The organism is Pseudomonas sp. AK-TSAG1-1 (assembly GCF_056821665.1).
The window spans coordinates 4342145-4357150 of the sequence record NZ_CM165965.1; the positions used below are offsets into that span (position 1 = coordinate 4342145).

Annotated in this window: 12 protein-coding genes; 5 read left to right on the plus strand and 7 right to left on the minus strand. The window is 60.9% G+C overall.

Annotation, left to right across the window (positions count from 1 at the left end):
* Positions 1–12 precede the first annotated feature (12 nt).
* Positions 13–2958, plus strand: coding sequence for an HD domain-containing phosphohydrolase (locus AC1UK9_RS19505; RefSeq protein ID WP_482578321.1), 2946 nt, complete (start codon positions 13–15; stop codon positions 2956–2958).
* Here the strand turns inward: AC1UK9_RS19505 and AC1UK9_RS19510 are convergent, their stop codons facing one another.
* Together AC1UK9_RS19510 and AC1UK9_RS19515 are read right to left on the minus strand one after the other, a co-directional pair.
* On the minus strand, positions 2959–3441 hold the full coding sequence (locus AC1UK9_RS19510; RefSeq protein WP_473013171.1) for a GAF domain-containing protein: 483 nt from the start codon (positions 3439–3441) through the stop codon (positions 2959–2961).
* Positions 3438–4328 carry an ATP-binding protein gene (locus AC1UK9_RS19515; RefSeq protein ID WP_473013172.1) on the minus strand — a complete coding sequence of 297 codons (891 nt, stop codon included), beginning with the start codon at positions 4326–4328 and terminating at the stop codon, positions 3438–3440. The genes AC1UK9_RS19510 and AC1UK9_RS19515 overlap by 4 nt, the downstream gene beginning before the upstream one ends.
* A 165-nt stretch (positions 4329–4493) precedes the next feature.
* On the opposite strand from AC1UK9_RS19515, the gene AC1UK9_RS19520 reads away from it, so the two are divergent.
* Positions 4494–6815: a hybrid sensor histidine kinase/response regulator gene (locus AC1UK9_RS19520; RefSeq protein ID WP_473013173.1), complete on the plus strand. Its 2322-nt coding sequence runs from the start codon at positions 4494–4496 to the stop codon at positions 6813–6815.
* Here the strand turns inward: AC1UK9_RS19520 and AC1UK9_RS19525 are convergent.
* The 3 genes from AC1UK9_RS19525 to msrB form a co-directional block, all read right to left on the minus strand.
* Entirely contained in the window at positions 6799–7260 is a 462-nt protein-coding gene (locus AC1UK9_RS19525) for a MarR family winged helix-turn-helix transcriptional regulator (RefSeq protein ID WP_473013174.1), read from the minus strand. The two genes, AC1UK9_RS19520 and AC1UK9_RS19525, sit on opposite strands and share 17 nt — an antisense overlap.
* On the minus strand, positions 7257–7742 hold the full coding sequence (locus AC1UK9_RS19530; protein WP_482578322.1) for a glutathione peroxidase: 486 nt from the start codon (positions 7740–7742) through the stop codon (positions 7257–7259). The genes AC1UK9_RS19525 and AC1UK9_RS19530 overlap by 4 nt, the downstream gene beginning before the upstream one ends.
* Positions 7743–7843: 101 nt before the next feature.
* Positions 7844–8239: a peptide-methionine (R)-S-oxide reductase MsrB gene (msrB, locus tag AC1UK9_RS19535; protein ID WP_025113153.1), complete on the minus strand. Its 396-nt coding sequence runs from the start codon at positions 8237–8239 to the stop codon at positions 7844–7846.
* Positions 8240–8462: 223 nt separating this feature from the next.
* Between msrB and AC1UK9_RS19540 the strand changes: the two genes are divergently transcribed.
* Together AC1UK9_RS19540 and htpX are read left to right on the plus strand one after the other, a co-directional pair.
* Positions 8463–9674, plus strand: a complete 1212-nt coding sequence (locus AC1UK9_RS19540; RefSeq protein ID WP_025113152.1) for a pyridoxal phosphate-dependent aminotransferase — start codon at positions 8463–8465, stop codon at positions 9672–9674.
* 304 nt (positions 9675–9978) lie between these two features.
* Complete coding sequence (gene htpX / locus AC1UK9_RS19545; protein WP_007964827.1) at positions 9979–10866, plus strand: protease HtpX; 888 nt, start codon at positions 9979–9981, stop codon at positions 10864–10866.
* Between the two features lie 805 nt (positions 10867–11671).
* On the opposite strand, the gene AC1UK9_RS19550 is transcribed toward htpX, so the two are convergent.
* A complete protein-coding gene (locus AC1UK9_RS19550; protein WP_482578323.1) occupies positions 11672–12328 on the minus strand; it encodes a thiopurine S-methyltransferase in 657 nt (218 codons plus the stop codon).
* A 103-nt stretch (positions 12329–12431) separates the two neighbouring features.
* Here AC1UK9_RS19550 and AC1UK9_RS19555 point away from each other — a divergent pair, with 103 nt between their 5' ends.
* On the plus strand, positions 12432–13199 hold the full coding sequence (locus AC1UK9_RS19555) for a DODA-type extradiol aromatic ring-opening family dioxygenase (RefSeq protein ID WP_482578324.1): 768 nt from the start codon (positions 12432–12434) through the stop codon (positions 13197–13199).
* Between the two features lie 115 nt (positions 13200–13314).
* Here AC1UK9_RS19555 and AC1UK9_RS19560 read toward each other — a convergent pair whose 3' ends face one another.
* A complete protein-coding gene (locus tag AC1UK9_RS19560; protein WP_007964821.1) occupies positions 13315–14988 on the minus strand; it encodes a DEAD/DEAH box helicase in 1674 nt (557 codons plus the stop codon).
* Between the last annotated feature and the right edge of the window lie 18 nt (positions 14989–15006).

Sequence of the window (15006 nt, forward strand, 5' to 3'; positions counted from 1 at the left end):
GGAGAGTCAGCAATGCCCAGCCCACTGCGCCCGGATCAACGCCGGTTCCCGTTGCACGTGCATATCAGCGTCATGTTTACCTTTCTGCTATTGCTGACGGGCATCGTGCTGGGATTGTTCAATTATCGCCAGACCACCAAAATCATCCTGTCGAGCAGCGAAAACCTGTTCAATCGCATCGAGCAGGATGTGCGCCTGGATCTGCACGCCACTTATGAACCGATCCGACATTTGCTGAGCCTTTTGGCCGACAATCAGGCGGCCGAGGCCTCAAACCTGCAACAGCGTCTGGCATTGCTCAAGCCGTTCAGTCAGTCGCTCAAGGACAACACCGATCTCGCCTCTCTGTATCTGGGGTATGGCAATGGCGACTTCTTCATGGTCCGCCCCTTGCGTACCAGCGCTCTGAAGGCTCTGGTCAAGGCACCGCCGACAGCGGCTTATCAAGTCTGGAGTATCGAGCACGCTGCCAGCGGGACAACGTCTTCACAATCGTTGTTTTTCGACGAAGCGCTGAACCCGGTCGGTCGTCAGGACAACACTGAAGACAGCTACGACCCCCGCACCCGCAAGTGGTACAGCAACGCCCTGCAACAAGGCGATCAGATCACCACCGAGCCCTATGTGTTTTTCTCCACGCACAACGTGGGCACTACCCTGGCCCGACGCAGCAGCGAAACCACAGTGATCGGTGCCGACCTGACCCTGGCCGCGCTCTCGGCCACCTTGATCAAGCACGTAGTGACCCCCTCCACCGAAATCGTCCTGTTTGATGCCGATGGCAATGCCGTGGCCTATCCGGACAGCCGCCGGTTGATTGTCGACGACAGCAGCGCACGCCTGGCCAAGGCCGCCGACCTGAGCCCGACCCTGCATGCACTGCTGTCCTCGGCGCACCCGAGCAAGCGACTTGACGTCGATGGACGCCACTGGATCGTCGCCCGCAGCAACCTGCAGGAAGGTGGGCCGAAAGGTCTGCAGATGGCCCTGCTGGTGCCGGAGGACGAGTTGCTCGCCGACGCCTACCGCATGCGCTGGCAGGGTGCGCTGATCACCTTGGCGACATTGTTGTTATGCCTGCCGCTGGGGTGGCTGACCTCACGGATTCTGGTCAAGCCGCTGCATGCGCTGGTCAAGGAAGCCGACGCGATTCGCAGTTTCGATTTCAACTTTCCGGTCACGCGCCGCTCGCCGGTGCTGGAGGTCGACCAGTTGAGCCTGTCGATGGCGCGCATGAAGGACACCCTCGCCAGTTTCTTCCGCATCACTGACAGCCTGTGCGCCGAAACCCGCTTCGTCCCGCTGCTGCAACGGGTGCTGTTCGAAACGGTGCAGATCGCCCAGGCCCAGGCAGGCTTGATCTACCTGCGCGAAAGCGATGGCAGCCGGATGGAGCCCTACGGACTGGTCATCGATGGCGTCGCGCAGGAGCCGGGCGAGTTCGATGTGCTGGGCCAGGATCTGCTGGCAGGCCAGGGGCCTGGATGGTTCCAGCAACTGACAAATAGCGACAACGTGGTGACCAGCCTTGGCTTCGAACAGGCCGCAGACCTGCAGAGAGTGCTGCTGGCGATGCAGTCACCGCGTATCCACTTGATCGGCCTCCGCCTGCGCAACCGGCACAATGAAACCATCGGCCTGTTGATTCTGCTGGTCAACGACAGCGGCGCCACGCAAGACCTGGAGAAGTTGCGCCCGGATCGCATCGCCTTCCTGCAGGCAGTCTCTGGCGCCGCTGCAGTGAGTATCGAAAGCCAGCGCCTGCAGGCCAAGCAGAAGCAGTTGCTCGATGCGTTCATTCAGTTGCTTGCCGGCGCCATCGATGCCAAGAGCCCCTACACTGGTGGCCACTGCCAGCGCGTCCCCGAACTGACCCTGATGCTCGCGCAGGCCGCTGCCGCCAGTCAGGCGCCGGCCTTCCAGAGCTACCAGCCAAACGAAGACGATTGGGAGGCGCTGCACATCGCCGCCTGGCTGCACGATTGCGGCAAGGTCACGACGCCGGAATATGTCGTCGACAAAGCCACCAAGCTGGAAACCCTCAACGATCGCATCCACGAAATCCGCACCCGCTTCGAGGTGCTCAAACGCGACGCCTGGATCAGCTACTGGCAGGCGCTGGCCTTGGGCGGTGAGGAGGTGCGACTGAGTGAACAGCGTGACGCCACGCTGACGGAACTGGACGACGACTTTGCATTTGTCGCCCGCTGCAATCTGGGCAGCGAGGCCATGGCGCCGGACGATCTGCAACGCCTTGAGCGCATCGCCGAGCGCCGCTGGACGCGCACCCTCGATGATCGACTGGGCGTGTCATGGGAAGAAAACCGGCGGCAGACGCGAACCCCGGCACCGACGCTTCCAGCCAGCGAACCACTGCTGGCGGACAAACCCGAACACCTGATCGAACGCGCCGACAGCGAACTGATTCCGCAAGACAACCCGTGGGGGTTCAAGCTGGATGTGCCTCGCTACAAATACAATCGCGGCGAACATTACAACCTGAGCATTGCGCGCGGCACGCTGACCCGCGAAGAGCGCTACATCATCAATCACCACATGGTGCAGACGATCCTGATGCTCAGCCACCTGCCTTTCCCCGGGCATCTGGACAGCGTCGCGGAAATCGCCGGCGGGCATCACGAAAAGATGGACGGCAGCGGCTACCCCAAACGCTTGAAGCGCGAAGACATGAGCCTGCCGGCGCGGATGATGGCGATTGCCGATATTTTCGAAGCACTGACGGCCGCTGACCGGCCGTACAAGAAGGCAAAGTCCCTGAGCGAGGCCCTGGGGATCATGGCCACCATGTGCCGCGAAGCACACATCGACGCCGAGCTGTTTGGGCTGTTCATCAACGACGGGGTGTACCTGCAGTATGCCGCGCGTTTTCTCGACCCGCGGCAAATCGATGCAGTGGAACCGGCCAGCCTGCTGCTCAAGGCTGGCCTGAGCACCTGATCAGCAGTCGGTCAGACGCAGGAAGATCGCCGCCAGGTGCTCGATACCGGCCTGATCGTGCGCCGCGAAACGCGCCAGCTTCGGGCTGTCGAGGTCGAGCACGCCGATCAACCGGCCGTCCTTGACCAGCGGCACCACCAGCTCGCTGTTCGAGGCGCTGTCGCAGGCGATATGCCCGGCAAATGCATGCACATCTTCGACGCGCTGGGTCTGCAGGCTGGCCGCCGCCGCGCCACACACGCCGCGCCCGAATGGAATGCGCACGCAGGCGATCTGGCCCTGGAACGGGCCAAGCACCAGTTCTTCGTTGCGATTGAGGTAGAAGCCAGCCCAGTTCAGATCATCGAGCTGGTTGAACAGGAACGCCGAAAACTGCGCGGCGTTGGCGATAAAATCGCGTTCGTCCGCCAGCAGCGACTCCAGTTGCGCGGCCAACAGGCCATAGCCTTCAAGGCCCTGGCCGCTTTGTTGCAAATCAATCATGCCTTGTGCTCCAGCAATTTCAGTCCCACCCAGTAACGGGCGAATTGGTACGCGCAACGTCCGTTGCGATTGCCGCGCCCGGTTGCCCAGCGCACAGCGAGGATGTCCAGCGCTTCGTCACGCTGCCAGCTCAAGCCGGCCTTGGCCGCCAACTGGCCGATCCAGTGTTCGACGACGTTGAGAAAGTGTTCCTGGGTAAACGGATAAAACGACAGCCACAGGCCGAACCGATCCGACAGCGCGATCTTGTCTTCCACCGCTTCGCTGGGGTGCAGTTCGCCGTCGACGCGTTTCCAGTTTTCGTTGTCGCTTTCCTTCTCCGGCACCAAGTGGCGACGGTTGGAAGTGGCGTACAGCAAGACGTTGTCCGGGGCTTGTTCGAGCGAGCCGTCGAGGACGCTTTTCAGTACGCGATAATCGCCTTCGCCGGATTCGAACGACAGGTCATCGCAGAACAGCACGAAGCGCTGCGGCAGTTTGGCGATCTGCTCCACCACCCGCGGCAGGTCGGCCAGGTGATCGCGCTCGATCTCGATCAAACGCAGCCCAGCCTTGGCGTGCTCGGCCAGCAGCGCCCGCACCAGCGAGGATTTGCCGGTACCGCGCGAGCCCCAGAGCAGCGCGTGGTTGGCCGGCATGCCGTCGAGGAACTGTTGGGTGTTACGCCCCAGTTGCTCCAGTTGTCGGTCGACGCCGATCAGATCGGACAGACGCATATCGAGGCTGACTTCCAGCGGCAGCAGATAGCCACTGCGCCCGTCACGCTGCCAGCGCGCCGCCAGGCATGTGCCCCAGTCGATCAACGGACGCGGCGCCGGCAGCAACGGTTCGATGCGCGCCAGAACCGACTCGGCACGTTCAAGAAAAGCATTCAATCGGGAATCCACGTCTTCTCCTCGGGCACGTTCACAGTGATGATGTCGATCCAGCGACGACAGACAGATCTCAATCCCCGCTCAGGCCTTGTTACAAGGCGATTCGGGAACCTCGGTATCCATACATGATCGACTATGCTTGAGCAGCGAAGGGAAACGGAAGTGGTTCAACACCCCATGGATATCAAATTCACCCACCGGCTGTCTTACAAGCAAGCCAGATTCACTGTGCTGGTAGGGTTCGTTCTGGGCACGCTGCTCAGCCTGCTGCAAATCGGCATCGATTATGCCAGCGAAGACGCCTCCATCAACCGTGAAATCCTGTCTTTACTGGAAATCAGCCACAATCCGGCGTCGCGGATCGCCTACAACATCGACGCGGAACTGGCTCAGGAACTGACCCTGGGCCTGTTGCGTTCGCCGGCGATCATCTCGGCGCAACTGACCGACAACAATGGCAACGTTCTGGCCAACGTCAAACGCCCGGAGCTGCAGAGCGGCTATCGAGTGATCAGCGACTTCCTGTTCGGCGCCAAACGCGAGTTCGAAGACCGCCTCTACCTCGACCACCTGCCCAACGAATCGCTGGGTATTCTGAGCCTGGAAGTCGATACCTATGCGTTCGGCAGCCGGTTCCTGCGTCGTGCCGAGATCACCCTGCTCAACGGGTTTGCCCGTAGCCTGATCCTTACCGGAATCCTGCTGGCATTGTTCTACGTGATGCTGACCAAGCCACTGGTGCGGCTGATCCGCGAACTCAGCGGCCGCGATGCGCGCAGTGCAGAACCCACGACGCTGGAATGCCCGGCCGGGCACGCCAACGACGAGATCGGCGTGCTGGTCAGGGTTGCCAACCAGCAGTTCGACAACATCGCCACGGAAATCCAGCAAAGACGCAACGCCGAAAACCGCCTCACGGAGTACCTCGGGCAACTGGAGCACATCGTTTCGGCGCGCACCGCCGAGCTCAAGGCGATCAACGCCCGGCTCAGCCAGTCCAACCAGGAACTGGAAGTCGCCCGCAGCACCGCCCTGGACATGGCCGAAGCGCGTTCGGTGTTCCTCGCCAACATGAGCCACGAGATCCGCACCCCGCTCAACGGCTTGCTGGGCATGATCGCCCTCTCCCTCGACGGGCCACTGAATGCCGAACAGCAACAACAGCTGTCGATTGCCCATGACTCGGGTAAGGTCCTGGTGGAATTGCTCAACGATATTCTCGACTTGTCCAAGTTCGACGCCGGGCAGTTGGAGCTGGAACACATCCCGTTCGACCTCGGCTCGCTGATTGAGGACACCGCCAACCTGTTATCGCAGAACGCGGCGCCCAGCGTCGAACTGACGTGCCTGATCGACCCGCACTTCCCGGCGCTGGTGCTGGGGGATCCGACCCGGGTGCGGCAGATCGTCAGCAATCTTTTGTCCAACGCCCTGAAGTTCACCCGGTTCGGCCGGGTCGATGTGCGTCTTTGCGCCCACAAGGACGGGGTGCGCATCGAAGTCTGCGACACCGGCATCGGAATCGCCCAGGAAGCCCAGGTGAAAATCTTCCAGCCGTTCACCCAGGCCGGTGCGGGCATCACCCGTCAGTACGGTGGCACCGGCCTCGGCCTGGCGCTGACCTACAACCTGTGCGAAGCCATGCAGGGCCGGCTGACCATCAGTTCCGAAGCTGGTTTCGGCAGTCAGTTCTGCGCCGAACTGCCGCTGCCGTGCCACACCCGCGCGATCGCACCGCCACCGCTGCACGGCAAAGTCCTGGCGATCACCGCCGCCAGCAGCGGGTTGGCCGAGCTGCTCAAATCCTTGCTGCCGGTGTGGGGCGTGACCTACGAACAGCGCACGATGGACGAGCCGTTGCTGGGCCTGTCCCCTGACCTGGTGATCACCGATTGCCCGGAATGCCTGTTCAGTCTGCGCCCGACCCTCAGCGCACCGATCCTGGTGGTCACCGCCTATGGCAGCTTCATGCCCGGTGAAGAAGCCGCGGCGCTGGCTCCGCTGCAACAACAGGCCCGACCGCTGGCACGCAACGCGCTGTATCAGATCCTGCGGCGCATCCTGCTCGCCGACCTCACCACGATCAACGACGCACGTCTTGAGAGCCTGCCGATCCAGCGGCGCGGCAAGGTATTGCTGGTGGAAGACAATCCGGTCAACCAACTGGTGGCCAAAGGCATGCTCGGCAAACTCGGCTGCGACGTGGTGGTCGCCGCCCACGGTGCCGAAGCGCTCGATCAACTGGAGCACGATGAGTTCGATCTGGTGCTGATGGACTGCAACATGCCGGTGATGGACGGTTACGAAGCGAGCCGGCAGATCCGCCAGAGCGGGCGCTGGCCACATCTGCCGATCGTCGCACTGACCGCCAACGCCATGTCCGAGGAACGCGAGCGCTGCCGTGCCGCCGGCATGAGCGATTACCTGGCCAAGCCGTTCCGCCGCGAAGAGCTGGCGGCGCTGCTCGACCAGTGGATTCCGACTACGACAGCGCTTTGATCTGCCCCAGCAGGTGATCAAGGCCGTTGCGCAAATCGTTGAGCCGATCGAGGTCCACCCCGCTGTCGCACAACAATCGGGCCTTGAGCGGCCCGACCTGCTCGCGCAGCGCCTGCCCTTGCGATGTCAGGCTCAGGTGGACTTCGCGTTCATCGAGCGCCGAGCGCTGACGCTGCACCAACTGCAGTTGCTCAAGACGCTTGAGCAGCGGCGTCAGGGTGCCGGAATCCAGCAGCAGCCGCTCGCCCAACGCCTTGACCGTCGGTTGCTCTGGCGCATTCTGCTGCCATTCCCACAGCACCAGCATCGCCAGGTATTGCGGGTAGGTCAGGCCGAGCTGATCGAGCATCGGCTTGTAAGCGCGAATCACCGCCCGGGACGCGGCGTACAACTTGAAGCACAACTGACTGTCGAGCTTCAGCGAATCGACGGGCAGGCTATTCATTTGAGCAAGGCTTCAATCTCGCTGGTCAGGTCCTGCGGCTTGGTGGCCGGGGCGAAACGCTTGACCAGTTGACCATTCTTGCCAATCAGGAACTTGGTGAAGTTCCACTTGATGCCTTGTGAGCCGAGCAGACCCGGAGCGCGCTTTTTCAACTGCACGAACAGCGGATGCGCGTCGGTACCGTTGACGTCGATCTTCTTGAACAGCGGGAAGCTGACGCCGTAGTTCAGCTCACAGAACTCGCTGATCGCGCCCTCGTTGCCCGGCTCCTGTTTGCCGAACTGATTGCACGGGAAGCCCAGCACCACCAGGCCCTGATCCTTGTAGGTCTGCCAGAGTTCTTCCAGACCTTTGTATTGCGGGGTGAAACCGCATTTGCTGGCGGTGTTGACCACCAGCACCGCTTTGCCGGCGTATTCGGCGAGGGTCTTTTGCTCGCCCTTGATGTTCGTGACAGGGATATTCAGCAGGTTGTCGCTCATGAGTCGGCTCCACGGGTGATCGGGAAAAACCAAACATAGCGAGCAATTAAATTGTGTGCAATTTAATTATCCGAAAGGCGGCCCGCAGGTCGCCCGTTCGATTACTCGCGCGGCTCGAGATTCAGGCACACCGAGTTGATGCAATAACGCAGGCCAGTCGGTGGCGGACCGTCAGGGAATACGTGGCCCAGATGCGCATCGCAGCGAGCGCACTTGACCTCGGTGCGAATCATGCCGTGGCTGGTATCGCGAATCTCGGTCATGGCGCTCTCGCCGATCGGCGCGTAGAAGCTTGGCCAGCCGCAGCCGGAATCGAATTTGGTCCTGGAGTCGAACAGCGCTTCATTGCAGCAGACGCAGTGATAGACGCCATCGGTTTTGGTGGCGTTGTATTTGCCGGAGAACGGCCGTTCGGTAGCACTGAGTCGGCAAACGTTGTATTGCTCCGGGTCGAGCATCGCACGCCATTCTTCCAGGGTTTTTTCCAACTTTTCCATCATCACACCTCAGCGGCTGAAAAAGCCCGATCTGTACCTTTTCCACGGATCGGGTGGCACGTATGATTGCGCCTCGTCACACGCCAGTCTGGCAGCCAGACCGGGCGCATTCAAACGGATTCTCGGCGCCACGGCGCAAGACTCCGCCTGTGCGAAGACGCAGGAATCCCAGCACGGTTGTCCATTCGCCGTCTGGATCGTTCATTTTCGGGATCACATCGCCATGCAGTTCAGCAAATCGAACAAGCTCGCCAACGTCTGCTACGACATTCGCGGCCCGGTGCTCAAGCACGCCAAACGTCTGGAAGAGGAAGGCCAGCGCATCCTCAAGCTGAACATCGGCAACCCGGCGCCGTTTGGTTTCGAAGCGCCGGACGAAATTCTCCAGGATGTGATCCGCAACTTGCCGACGGCCCAGGGCTACAGCGACTCCAAAGGCCTGTTCAGCGCACGTAAAGCGGTGATGCAGTACTACCAGCAAAAAAATGTTGAAGGTGTCGGCATCGAAGACATCTACCTGGGCAACGGCGTGTCCGAACTGATCGTGATGTCGTTGCAGGCGCTGCTCAACAACGGTGACGAAGTTCTGGTGCCAGCGCCGGACTACCCGCTGTGGACCGCCGCCGTGAGTCTGGCCGGCGGTAACGCCGTGCATTACCTGTGCGACGAAGGTGCCGGCTGGTTCCCGGACCTGGCCGACATCAAGGCCAAGATCACCCCGAACACCAAGGCCATGGTGATCATCAACCCAAATAACCCGACCGGTGCGGTGTATTCGAAGGAAGTCCTGCTGGGCATGCTGGAAATCGCCCGTGCACACAACCTGGTGGTGTTCTCCGACGAGATCTACGACAAGATCCTCTACGACGATGCCGTGCACATCTGCACCGCCTCGCTGGCCCCGGACCTGCTATGCCTGACCTTCAATGGTCTGTCGAAATCCTACCGCGTCGCCGGCTTCCGCTCCGGCTGGATCGCCATCTCCGGGCCGAAACACAATGCCCAGAGCTACATCGAAGGCATCGACATGCTGGCGAACATGCGCCTGTGTGCCAACGTGCCGAGCCAGCATGCGATCCAGACCGCCCTCGGTGGTTACCAGAGCATCAATGACCTGGTACTGCCGCAGGGCCGCCTGCTGGAGCAGCGCAACCGCACATGGGAGTTGCTCAACGACATTCCGGGCGTCAGCTGCGTCAAGCCGATGGGCGCGCTGTACGCGTTCCCGAAGATCGACCCGAAGGTCTGCCCGATCCACAACGACGAGAAGTTCGTGCTGGACCTGCTGCTCTCCGAGAAGCTGCTGGTGGTGCAAGGTACAGCGTTCAACTGGCCGTGGCCGGATCACTTCCGCGTGGTGACCCTGCCACGTGTCGACGACCTCGAGATGGCCATCGGGCGCATCGGCAACTTCCTCAAGTCCTACCGCCAGTAACGACCAGACAGTGCGCAACGGGCCGAACGTTGCGCACTGTCTGATTCAGCAACACTTCTGCCCTCCCCGCCTCGCTGCGCCTTCTACACTTGCGATTCGTATGGCTTACACGCATCTGACGTAATGGCGGCGGGTGGCGGCTGTCTGTCAGTCCTTTCGGTTTTGCTCGTGGGGAATGACCTGCCCGCCATGGATTCCGCTGTAGGACACAGTTTGAAATAGTCACTCGGTTGAATCACCCGGTGCCGCACCTTATATACCCCGCAGTACGCTACATCTTTAGCTTGAGGAGATTTCTACAACCATGATGCGCATCCTGCTGTTTTTGGCCACTAACCTGGCGGTCGTGCTGATAGCCAGCATCACCCTGAGCCTGTTCGGCTTCAACGGGTTCATGGCGGCCAACGGGGTTGATCTCAACCTCAGTCAGCTGCTGGTTTTCTGTGCGGTCTTTGGTTTCGCCGGTTCGCTGTTCTCGCTGTTCATCTCCAAGTGGATGGCGAAGATGAGCACCAGCACCCAGATCATCAGCCAGCCACGTACCCGGCATGAGCAATGGCTGCTGCAAACCGTCGAGCAACTGTCCCGCGAAGCCGGGATCAAGATGCCCGAAGTCGGTATTTTCCCGGCCTACGAAGCAAACGCCTTCGCCACCGGCTGGAACAAGAACGACGCGCTGGTCGCGGTCAGCCAGGGCCTGCTCGAGCGCTTTTCGCCGGACGAAGTGAAAGCCGTACTGGCCCATGAAATCGGCCACGTCGCCAACGGTGACATGGTCACCCTGGCGTTGATCCAGGGCGTGGTGAACACCTTCGTGATGTTCTTTGCGCGGATCATCGGCAACTTCGTCGACAAGGTGATCTTCAAGAACGAGGAAGGCCAGGGTATCGCCTACTACGTGGCGACCATCTTCGCCGAATTGGTACTGGGCATTCTCGCCAGCGCCATCGTCATGTGGTTCTCGCGCAAACGCGAATTCCGTGCCGACGAGGCCGGTGCACGGCTGGCCGGCACCAACGCAATGATCGGCGCCCTGCAACGCCTGCGCGCCGAACAGGGCCTGCCGGTACACATGCCCGACACCCTGAATGCCTTCGGCATCAACGGTGGCATCAAGCAGGGCTTCGCCCGCATGTTCATGAGCCACCCGCCGCTGGAAGAGCGCATCGACGCCCTGCGTCGTCGCGGTTGATCGGTTTGGCGCAGTAAAGAAAAGGCCCGCAGCGACGCGGGCCTTTTTTATGCTCTGGATTATGCGGCGCCTATCCTGGCCTCTTCGGGAGCAAGCCCCCTCCCACAGTGATTTTTGTGTATTCAAGATGCCAAGAACGCCCGCGATCCCCCTGTGGGAGTGGGCTTGCTCACGAAGAGGCCATTAATACCGACAAAAAACTACCGGCCAGTGATGCGGTAAACAGCCGCCTCACTCCCACCTGCTCTTCAAGCATCTGCACCTGCCAGACACCCGTTCTGGCCCCTTCGGGAGCAAGCCCCCTCCCACAATGTTTTTGTGTATTCAAGATGCCGAGAACACCCGCGATCCCCCTGTGGGAGCGGGCTTGCTCGCGAAGAGGTCGTTAATGCCGACAAAAAACTACCGGCCAGTGATGCGGTAAACAGCCGCCTCACTCCCACCTGCTCTTCAAGCATCTGCACCTGCCAGACACCCGTTCTGGCCCCTTCGGGAGCAAGCCCCCTCCCACAATGTTTTTGTGTCTTCAAGATGCCGAGAACACCCGCGATCCCCCTGTGGGAGCGGGCTTGCTCGCGAAGAGGCCATTAATGCCGACAAAAAACTACCGGCCAGTGATGCGGTAAACAGCCGCCTCACTCCCACCTGCTCTTCAAGCATCTGCACCTGCCAGACACCCGTTCTGGCCCCTTCGGGAGCAAGCCCCCTCCCACAGTGATTTTTATGTACTGGAGATGCCGAGAACACCCGCCCCCCCTGTGGGAGCGGGCTTGCTCGCGAAGAGGCCGTTAATACCGACAAAAAACTACCGGCCAGTGATGCGGTAAACCCGCTCCTCCAGCCGCGTCACTCCCGCCTGCAGGAACTTCCAGCTCTCCCCCAGCACATCCTGCTCTTCAAGCATCTGCACCTGCCACGCATGTCCCAGCAAGCGCTGCACCTCATCATCACCCACCGCAAACGGCGGCCCGGGCATCTGCGCCTGATCGTAATCCAGCGTGATCAGCAACCCTTGCACCGCCTGCGGCAGGATCTGCTGCAGATGCGTCGCATAGCGCTCACGCATCGCCGGCGGCAAGGCAATCAGCGCGGCCCGATCATACAGCGCCGCGCAATCTGCCACGTCGCCTGCGGTCAATGCGAAGAAATCGCCACACCACAACTCAATACCGTCACCACGATAGACCTTGAACGCGCCCTTTTCGCTGATCTGCGGCGCTATCTGATGCTCACTGAAGAAGTCCTCAATAGCCCTTTCCGATAATTCGATCCCTAGCACCTGATGACCGCGCCCAGCCAGCCATGCCAGATCCAGACTTTTCCCGCACAACGGCACCAACACCCGCACCTGTGCCTGGAGGGCCAGTTGCGGCCAGTGACGCTGCAAATACGGGTTTACCTCAGGCAAATGAAAGCCGATCTGATTGGACTCCCACTTCTTGTGCCAAAACTCAGGCTGCATGCATCCCTCCAATAAATTCGATCAAAAGGCGTTAAAACTTATATTAGATTTAGATCAATGATCTGACTGAAGATGAGGCCATCCTACCGCTCAGGAACCCATCATGTTTCCCAGCCTGTTTATTTCCCATGGCTCACCCATGCTTGCTCTGGAGCCAGGCGCCAGCGGCCCGGCCCTGAAGCGCCTGGCGGCCGAGCTGCCCCGACCGAAAGCCATCGTGATCGTCTCCGCACACTGGGAGAGCCACGAACTGCTGGTCAGCAGCCACGCGCAGCCGGAAACCTGGCATGACTTCGGTGGCTTCCCGCGCGCCCTGTTCGACGTGCAGTACCCGGCACCGGGCGACCCGCAACTGGCGACCGAGGTCGCCCAATTGCTGCAGGCCGCGCATCTGCCAGCACGTCTCGATCCGCAACGCCCGTTCGATCACGGTGTGTGGGTGCCACTGTCGCTGATGTATCCGCAAGCGGATATCCCGGTGGTGCAGGTTTCGCTGCCGAGTCGCGGCGGCCCGGCGCTGCAAACCCGCGTGGGGCAAGCGCTGGCGGGCCTGCGCGATCAGGGCATTTTGCTGATTGGCTCTGGCAGCATCACACACAATCTGCGTGAACTGGACTGGCACGCCGGCCCGGACAGCGTCGAGCCGTGGGCCAGGGACTTTCGCGACTGGATCATCGACAAGCTTGCCGCTGACGATGAGACGGCACTGCACGACTACCGTCAGCAGGCGCCGAACGCGGTGCGCAGCCATCCGAGTGACGAGCATTTGTTGCCGTTGTATTTTGCCCGCGGTGCCGGGGGTGAGTTCAGCGTGGCGCACCAAGGGTTCACCATGGGGGCGCTGGGTATGGACATTTATCGCTTCGGCTGACGCCTTCGCGAGCAGGCTCGCGTACAGGCTGGTGTGGCAACCCAAAAGGCAGGCATAAAAAATCCCCGAACCAGTCGGGGATTTTTTATGTTCGATCAATCAGCCCAAGGGCGGATCAATCTTCGCGGTAGCGACGCAGTTTCAGCTGCTTGCCAGCGACACGGGTGTCCTTCAGCTTGGTCAGGAGTTTGTCCAGACCATCTTCCGGCAGCTCGACGAGGCTGAAGCTGTCACGCACCTGGATGCGACCGATCGCTTCGCGGGCCAGACCACCTTCATTGAGGATGGCGCCCAGCAGGTTCTTGGCGGCGATACCGTCACGCGCACCCAGCGCGGTACGGCAACGGGCACGACCTTCGCCCAAAGGCATTGGCGCACGACGCTCGCGGTCACCACGATCCGGACGATCGCCGGAACGCTCAGGACGGTCGCCACGCGGTGCGTTGTTCGGCACCAGTGGACGTTCCTTCTCGATCGCAGCCAGGTTCAACGCTTGACCGTTGGTAGCCTTGCGCAGCAGAGCAGCAGCCAGAGCACGCGGAGTGCAGCCGATGTCTGCAGTCAGACGATCGAGCAGCTCACCGTGAGTCGACTCGGCATCAGCGACCAGCGGCGACAGGCTGTTGGTCAGTTTCTTGATGCGTGCATCGAGAACAGCCTGAGCGTCCGGCAGACGCACTTCGGCAACTTTCTGACCGGTTACACGCTCGATTACCTGCAGCATGCGGCGCTCACGTGGAGTCACCAGCAACAGCGCGCGGCCTTCGCGACCGGCACGGCCGGTACGGCCGATACGGTGCACGTAGGACTCTGGGTCGTACGGCATGTCCACGTTGAATACGTGGGTGATGCGCGGAACGTCCAGACCACGGGCAGCCACGTCGGTCGCCACAACGATGTCCAGACGGCCATCTTTCAGCGAGTCGATCACGCGCTCACGCTGGTTCTGGGCGATGTCGCCGTTCAACGCTGCGGCTTTGTAGCCTTTGGCGTCGAGGGCGCTGGCCAGATCCAGGGTCGCTTGCTTGGTGCGCACGAACATGATCAGAGCGTCGAAATCTTCCACTTCCAGCAAGCTGAGAACGGCAGAGGTCTTCTGGTCAGCGTGAACCAACAGGTGAGCCTGTTCGATCGCGGTAACGGTCTGGGTCTTGCTCTGGATCTTCACGTGCTTTGGATCGCGCAGGTGACGCTCGGCGATGGCACGGATCGATTGCGGCAGGGTTGCCGAGAACAATACGGTCTGACGGGTTTCCGGCATGGCCTTGAAGATAACTTCCAGGTCGTCCATGAAGCCCAGTTTGAGCATTTCGTCTGCTTCGTCCAGAACCAGGTGGTTCACGGTAGCGAGGACTTTTTCGTCGCGACGCAGGTGGTCGCACAGACGGCCCGGAGTGGCGACAACGATCTGTGCGCCATTACGGATTGCTTTCAATTGTGGGCCCATCGGCGCGCCGCCGTAGACAGCCACAACAGTTACGCCCGGCATTTGCTTGGCGTAGGTTTCGAAAGCGGTTGCAACTTGTAGCGCCAACTCACGAGTTGGGGCCAGGATCAGAGCTTGCGGCTCGCGCTTGGACGGATCAATGCGGTGCAGGATAGGCAGGGCAAAGGCAGCGGTTTTACCGGTACCGGTTTGCGCCTGACCAATCATATCGTGACCGGCGAGGATGATCGGGATCGACTGCTGCTGAATGGCCGAAGGCTCTTCATAGCCGGTAGCGACTACTGCAGCGACAATATTGGGATGAAGTTCAAGAGCGGCGAAGCCGCCGATTTCCTGGGTCATGGGTCTGCCTCTAAGTGC

Excerpts from the sequence above, each read along its gene's own strand:
- AC1UK9_RS19505 (WP_482578321.1), top strand. The coding sequence starts at position 13 with ATGCCCAGCCCACTGCGCCCGGATCAACGCCGGTTCCCGTTGCACGTG.
- AC1UK9_RS19510 (WP_473013171.1), bottom strand. The coding sequence starts at position 3,441 with ATGATTGATTTGCAACAAAGCGGCCAGGGCCTTGAAGGCTATGGCCTG.
- AC1UK9_RS19520 (WP_473013173.1), top strand. The coding sequence starts at position 4,494 with ATGGATATCAAATTCACCCACCGGCTGTCTTACAAGCAAGCCAGATTC.
- AC1UK9_RS19525 (WP_473013174.1), bottom strand. The coding sequence starts at position 7,260 with ATGAATAGCCTGCCCGTCGATTCGCTGAAGCTCGACAGTCAGTTGTGC.
- AC1UK9_RS19530 (WP_482578322.1), bottom strand. The coding sequence starts at position 7,742 with ATGAGCGACAACCTGCTGAATATCCCTGTCACGAACATCAAGGGCGAG.
- msrB (WP_025113153.1), bottom strand. The coding sequence starts at position 8,239 with ATGGAAAAGTTGGAAAAAACCCTGGAAGAATGGCGTGCGATGCTCGAC.
- AC1UK9_RS19540 (WP_025113152.1), top strand. The coding sequence starts at position 8,463 with ATGCAGTTCAGCAAATCGAACAAGCTCGCCAACGTCTGCTACGACATT.
- htpX (WP_007964827.1), top strand. The coding sequence starts at position 9,979 with ATGATGCGCATCCTGCTGTTTTTGGCCACTAACCTGGCGGTCGTGCTG.
- AC1UK9_RS19550 (WP_482578323.1), bottom strand. The coding sequence starts at position 12,328 with ATGCAGCCTGAGTTTTGGCACAAGAAGTGGGAGTCCAATCAGATCGGC.
- AC1UK9_RS19555 (WP_482578324.1), top strand. The coding sequence starts at position 12,432 with ATGTTTCCCAGCCTGTTTATTTCCCATGGCTCACCCATGCTTGCTCTG.
- AC1UK9_RS19560 (WP_007964821.1), bottom strand. The coding sequence starts at position 14,988 with ATGACCCAGGAAATCGGCGGCTTCGCCGCTCTTGAACTTCATCCCAAT.